8 protein-coding genes are annotated in these 5842 nt (G+C 25.4%); 7 read left to right on the forward strand and 1 reads right to left on the reverse strand.

Features of this window, described 5'->3' with window-relative positions; all coding sequences use genetic code 11:
• The 6 genes from ACTHW2_RS09990 to pyrR all read left to right on the forward strand — a co-directional run.
• The coding region (locus ACTHW2_RS09990) for a S4 domain-containing protein (RefSeq protein ID WP_442263776.1) at positions 1 to 390 on the forward strand (390 nt) is incomplete at its 5' end.
• A 14-nt stretch (positions 391 to 404) separates the two neighbouring features.
• Positions 405 to 977 (forward strand): DivIVA domain-containing protein, encoded by a 573-nt coding sequence (locus ACTHW2_RS09995; RefSeq protein WP_442263777.1) that lies wholly within the window; start codon positions 405 to 407, stop codon positions 975 to 977.
• Between the two features lie 81 nt (positions 978 to 1058).
• A complete protein-coding gene (locus tag ACTHW2_RS10000; RefSeq protein WP_442263778.1) occupies positions 1059 to 1694 on the forward strand; it encodes a TraR/DksA C4-type zinc finger protein in 636 nt (211 codons plus the stop codon).
• An 86-nt stretch (positions 1695 to 1780) separates the two neighbouring features.
• Positions 1781 to 2236, forward strand: a complete 456-nt coding sequence (gene lspA / locus ACTHW2_RS10005) for a signal peptidase II (RefSeq protein ID WP_442263779.1) — start codon at positions 1781 to 1783, stop codon at positions 2234 to 2236.
• A gap of 8 nt (positions 2237 to 2244) precedes the next feature.
• Positions 2245 to 3147 (forward strand): RluA family pseudouridine synthase, encoded by a 903-nt coding sequence (locus ACTHW2_RS10010; RefSeq protein ID WP_442263780.1) that lies wholly within the window; start codon positions 2245 to 2247, stop codon positions 3145 to 3147.
• Between the two features lie 14 nt (positions 3148 to 3161).
• Complete coding sequence (pyrR, locus tag ACTHW2_RS10015) at positions 3162 to 3689, forward strand: bifunctional pyr operon transcriptional regulator/uracil phosphoribosyltransferase PyrR (protein WP_442263781.1); 528 nt, start codon at positions 3162 to 3164, stop codon at positions 3687 to 3689.
• Positions 3690 to 3699: 10 nt separating this feature from the next.
• Here pyrR and ACTHW2_RS10020 read toward each other — a convergent pair whose 3' ends face one another.
• Positions 3700 to 5478, reverse strand: coding sequence for an Rqc2 family fibronectin-binding protein (locus tag ACTHW2_RS10020; protein WP_442263782.1), 1779 nt, complete (start codon positions 5476 to 5478; stop codon positions 3700 to 3702).
• 199 nt (positions 5479 to 5677) lie between these two features.
• Between ACTHW2_RS10020 and ACTHW2_RS10025 the strand changes: the two genes are divergently transcribed.
• A partial coding sequence (locus tag ACTHW2_RS10025) for a YicC/YloC family endoribonuclease (RefSeq protein ID WP_442263783.1) occupies positions 5678 to 5842 on the forward strand: 165 nt, incomplete at its 3' end.

The following is a 5842-nucleotide window of genomic DNA, read 5'->3' on the forward strand; positions in this document are numbered from 1 at the left end:
TTTGCACTTGTATTAGTAAAAAAGGAAATTTGTGATTATATAATTTATAATCTACAAAAAGTTAAAAATAATAATGTTGAAGTTTCATTACATACATTAAATAGTATAAAACCACCTAAATACCAATATAAATATTTGAATAAATTCTTAAAGTCTCTTAGATTAGATGTAATTATTAGTTCAACTTTTAAGATCTCTAGAAAAGAAAGTATTAATATTATAAAAGCGGGAAATATAAAAGTAAATTGGGAAAATGTGAAAAAACCTTCAAAGGAAATAAAAGAAAAAGATTTAATTTCTGTAAAAGGATTTGGAAGATTTACTTTAGATGAAGTAAAAGGGAGGAGTAAAAGCAATAGAATTGTTTGCATAATAAGAATTATATTATAAAGGAGTGATTATACTTGCTTACACCTTTGGATATACAAAACAAAGAATTTAAAAGAAGCTTTAGAGGTTATGATATAAAGTCTGTAGATATATTTTTAGATGAAGTTATTGAAGATTATGAAAAAGTTTATAAAGAGAATGTAGAATTAAAAGATAAGGTAAATTTATTCTCAGATCAAATAAGACAATATAATACATTGGAAGAAACTTTAAAAAATACTTTAGTTATAGCTCAAACTACGGCAGAAGAAATTATTAGTTCTGCTAGATCAAAATCACAAAATATAACTGATGAAGCAGAAATAAATGGGGATAAAATCATTGAACTCGCAAAAGAAAGAGTAAGAGATATTAATTTAGAGTATGAACACTTAAGAAAAGAAATGCTTTCCTTTAAAACTAGATATCAAACATTTATTGAAGCACAGTTATTATCTTTAGATAAATTTCATAAAGATATTGAAAAGGGGTCTATAATAAGTTCAGAATCAAATAAAAAGAATGATATTGAAATACAAGAAAATTTAAGCGAAGAAGAAATTTCCTATTTACATGACAGTGAAGACTTAGATGATTTAGGGGCCTAGTAGCCCTTTTAATTATTATATGGATATATTATAAAAAATGGGTATAGTAATATAATAATAAGTTATTTAAGGAGAGTAGATATGAATAATACAAAATTAAAACATTTTAAAAATAAACTTTTAAAAGAAAAAGAGGAGCAAAAAAAATATTTAAAAGAAAGAGAAGAGGAGAAAGAAGAAACTATAGATTCATTAGAAAGTGAATTATCCTCATATGATAACCACCCAGCGGATATAGGTACAGAAGTATATATGATGGAACAAGAAAAAGGATATAAAGAACAAATAAAAGAAACGATTGAAAAGATAAATGATTCTTTAGAAAGCATTGAAGAGGGGAATTATGGTATCTGTAATAATTGTAATAAAGAAATAAAAGAAAAAAGGCTTGAGCTCATTCCATATACTAAGACTTGTTTAGATTGTTCAAATGAAGAAAAGGTAAGTAATGAAGAAAGTTTAATTGGTAAAAAGAAATATGAGTCATTAAATTATGAGAGTATTAACTTAGAGCCAAATGAAGAAAAGGATAATGTATCCTATGATAGAGAAGATACCTATCAAGATGTAATGCAGGATAATATTGTACCTAAAGATCCTTCTCACTCTACAGGAGATAATATAGGAATCATGGATGAAGATTATGATGATAAGTCTGATACTTCAGAAGATATTGAAAAAATATCTGAAGAATATTATAAAGATACTTTAGAGTAAATTTCTCCTTAAAGAGAAATTTACTCTATTATATTGATGATTACAAATAATAGATAATAGAGATTTTAATAAGATAGGAGAAAAAAATGGAATTAATAGTAATAATGTTTATAATTTTTTCTGATCAGATAAGTAAGTTAGCCGCCATAAAATATTTAAAAGGTAACAATCCATATAAAATAATAGGAAATTTCCTACAATTTAATTATGTCGAAAATAGAGGAGCAGCTTTTGGGATATTAGAACATAAAAGACTTTTTTTTATAATAATTACAATTGCAATTATCTTGTTTTTATCTATTTATCTTGTAAGAAATCATAATGATTTGAGCATATACACTAGAATAGCTTTTGCTATGCTAATAGGTGGAGCAGCAGGCAATTTAATTGATCGTATAAGATTTGGATATGTAGTAGATTTTATAAGTTTTAAGCTTAAAGGTTATTATAGTTTTCCAGTATTTAATATAGCTGATATATTTATTGTAGTAAGCACTATATTAATAATCTTTATAATATTATTCGACAAAGTAGAAGCATAGGTGATAAGATGAAAAAAATTGAGATGATTATTAAAGATGACACATCAGAAAGATTAGATTCATATTTGTCCAAAAAAATTAAGGATATATCTAGAAGTGAAATTAAAAAGCTTATAAAAAATGGTGAAATTTTGGTTAATGATGAGATTAAAAAGCCTAAATATACCTTAAAAAAATCTGATAATGTTATAATAAATATACCTATCCAAAAACGAAATGAAGTAATACCACAGAATATAAAATTAGATATTTTATATGAAGATAATGATATTGCTATAATAAATAAACCTATAGGAATGGTAGTGCATCCAGCACCTGGTAACTTTACTGATACTTTAGTAAATGCTTTGTTATATAATTTAAATAATCTTTCTGATCTAGGAGGAGAAATAAGACCTGGCATAGTCCATAGATTAGATAAGGATACATCCGGACTTTTAGTTGTAGCTAAAAACAATTATTCTCATGAAATATTATCTAATTATTTTAAAAATAGAGATGTAAAAAGAGAATATATAGCACTGGTTAAAGGTGTTTTAAAAGAAGAAAAAGGAATAATAGATAAGCCTATAGGTAGAAATCCTAAGAATAGAAAAAAGATGGCTGTAATAGAAACAAACAGTAAAAATGCTTTAACAAAATATGAAGTTCTTCAAAGGTTTAAAAAATATACACTTATTAAAGCTAGCTTAGAAACGGGAAGAACCCATCAGATAAGAGTACATTTTTCTCATATAAAACACCCTATAGTTGGAGATGTAAAATATTCTAGAAAGAATGAGTTTAATTTAAATGGTCAACTTCTTCATTCAATAAGGATTGGATTTGTTCATCCAAAGACTTATGAATATATGGAATTTAGCACAGCAATACCAGATAGATTTGATAAAGTAATTAAAAAAATAAAATAATAGGTGATAATAAAATGAAAACAAAAGTTAGTATAATGGATGAAAAAGCTATTGCTAGAGCTATAACACGAATTGCTAATGAAATAATAGAAAAAAATAAAGGCATAAAAAATGTAGTTTTAGTAGGAGTGAAAACAAGGGGAGTTCCATTTGCTAAAAGGCTGGGCAAAAAAATAGAAGAAATAGAAGGTCAAACTATTAATGTATACGAACTGGATATAACCTTATATAGAGATGATTTATCTAAAAAAAGTATAGAACCTTCTATAAATGAACCTTTTAGTGGGCAAATAGATAAAAAAATAGTGGTTCTTGTTGATGATGTAATCTACACAGGCAGAACAACTAGAGCAGCTCTTGATGCTATGAGTGAAAAAGGTAGACCTAAAAAAGTTCAATTAGCAGTACTTATAGATAGAGGTCACAGAGAAATTCCTATAAGACCAGATTTTGTAGGGAAAAATGTACCGACATCTAAAGATGAGATAGTAGATGTAAACTTTATAGAGATAGATAGTTTTGATGAAGTTAGGATAAAATAAAAAGTGTAGACTAGTCTACACTTTTTATTTTATCGATTTTTCCCTGGGAAGGAGTAATATTTATAGTTTTAAAATTATTATATATAACCATTCCAGTTTTAGATGAGGGAGCTTTTTTAACATTCTTTTTATCTGTATAATCAACAGATACATTGGAACTATTTTTTGCTTTACTATAGAAGGCGGCAAGAGTTGCTGCTTCTTCTAATGTAGATATTGGTATTTCATCATTTTGTCTTTTTACTATAACGTGACTTCCTGGCATACCTTGTACATGAAACCATAGATCATCTTTTCGAGCAACTTTTAAAGTTATATATTCATTTTGAACATTATTTTTTCCAACATAGATATCGAGCCCATCTGTTGAAATATAATGATGAGGTTTAAAAGTGGATTTGTTTTTTCTTTTTCTTCTAATTTTATCTTTACTAGTATCTCTGATATATTTTTCTTTTATAAGTTCATCTCTTATTTCCTCTATTTCATCAATATGCTTAGAATGTTCTATGCTAATCAATACATTTTCTAAATATTCTATTTCATCTTTTGTTTCTTTTATTTGTATTTTTAAAAGTGATTCACGAGATTTTAATTTTGAATATCTTTTATAATATCTTTGTGCATTTTCTGGTGCTGATAATTTTTTATCTAATGGTATACTTAATTCTGCCATATTTTCGTCATAAAAATTAGGAAGCGATACAGACTTAAGTCCTGTATTTATATTATGAATGTTAGCAGATATAAGATCAGCATAGATCTTATATTTTTCTCTATCTTTGCTTTCTATTAATTCATTATTTTGTTTAGAAAGTTTATTTAGACTTCTATCAAGCTTAGTTTGGACTAGTTTTTTTATAAATTGAGATTTTTGAGATACTCTATCAAAAGTATCTTTAGAGTCATATACTATGTCTAATACCTCTGAAATAGTAGGAAGAAAAATCTTATTTTTTTCCCCAAACATATGGATATCTAAAGAATAAAAAGCTAATATTTTTCCTTCACTATCTTTTATATATAAAGGATTAAATTTTTGTGATTTTATTTTGGATATAAAATTATTAAAATTTTGATATAGGTTTTCAATATCTAGAGTTGATAAACTATTTATGTTTCGTTTTATGTCAAGATTAGCATTAAAACAAATTTCTTTACTAATAAAAGGACTTAAGCCCATATAATTAAAGTAAAAGAATTTATATATATGTGTGTTAGGTTTTTCATTTTTGAGTAGTTTTATAAATTCTTCTTTGTTTGAAAGTAATGGATTTAACTTATCTTGGCTAGGTGGAAAAATATAAGTATTACCAGGTAATATTTGTCTTACTCTACTCATATCAAAAGATACTCTTTTAATCGAATCTATAATTTTATTATTTGATTTTTCTACGAAGATTATATTACTATGTTTTCCCATAATTTCTATAGTTAAAGTTTTTTCTGTTGGATCTCCCAATTCATCTAAAGAAGAGATATCTATTGATATTACCCTATCAAGATTTAATTGTTTAATATTTAATATAGTTCCTCCAATTAAATGTTTTCTAAGTAACATACAAAACATAGGAGGCGTTGCTGGATTTTGCTTAGAATTTTTGGTAGTATAAATCCTAGGATTATTACTAGTAGCAGAAATAAGTAATTTGTAATTACTTCCTTTACTTCTAATGTGAATCCATATCTCATCTTTTTCGGGTTGATATATTTTATCTATTCTACCACCAATTAATTTTTTTTCAAGCTCTGTTACAACTGTATGTGTTACAATACCATCAAACGACATTAATTTATTCCTCCAATTTTAATCTAATATAATTTCAAGTATATCATTTAATCGATTGTTTATAAAGAAAAGTATAATATATAAAACTTATAAAAGTTTAAAATATTAAATTTTATTAATAAAGACTGGATTTTAAACGTCATTAAATATATAATTAAATATTAAAGAGCTAAAAGGAGTGATAGATTTGGTAATGTCCATGACTGGATATGGTAAAGGTGAGGATGAAAATGAATTATATAGATCTAAAATAGAGATAAAATCTGTAAATCATAGATATATTGATATAAATATTAGATTACCTAGACAGATTAATTATTTAGAAGAATGGATTAAAAAAGAAATAAAAAAACATTTGTCAAGG

It is taken from the genome of Tissierella sp. (assembly GCF_052089545.1).
Lineage (GTDB): Bacteria > Bacillota > Clostridia > Tissierellales > Tissierellaceae > Tissierella_A.

Bases quoted from the DNA above. Each gene is read 5' to 3' on its own strand.
- ACTHW2_RS10020 (WP_442263782.1), bottom strand. From the start codon at position 5,478: ATGTCGTTTGATGGTATTGTAACACATACAGTTGTAACAGAGCTTGAA.
- lspA (WP_442263779.1), top strand. From the start codon at position 1,781: ATGGAATTAATAGTAATAATGTTTATAATTTTTTCTGATCAGATAAGT.
- ACTHW2_RS10010 (WP_442263780.1), top strand. From the start codon at position 2,245: ATGAAAAAAATTGAGATGATTATTAAAGATGACACATCAGAAAGATTA.
- pyrR (WP_442263781.1), top strand. From the start codon at position 3,162: ATGAAAACAAAAGTTAGTATAATGGATGAAAAAGCTATTGCTAGAGCT.
- ACTHW2_RS10000 (WP_442263778.1), top strand. From the start codon at position 1,059: ATGAATAATACAAAATTAAAACATTTTAAAAATAAACTTTTAAAAGAA.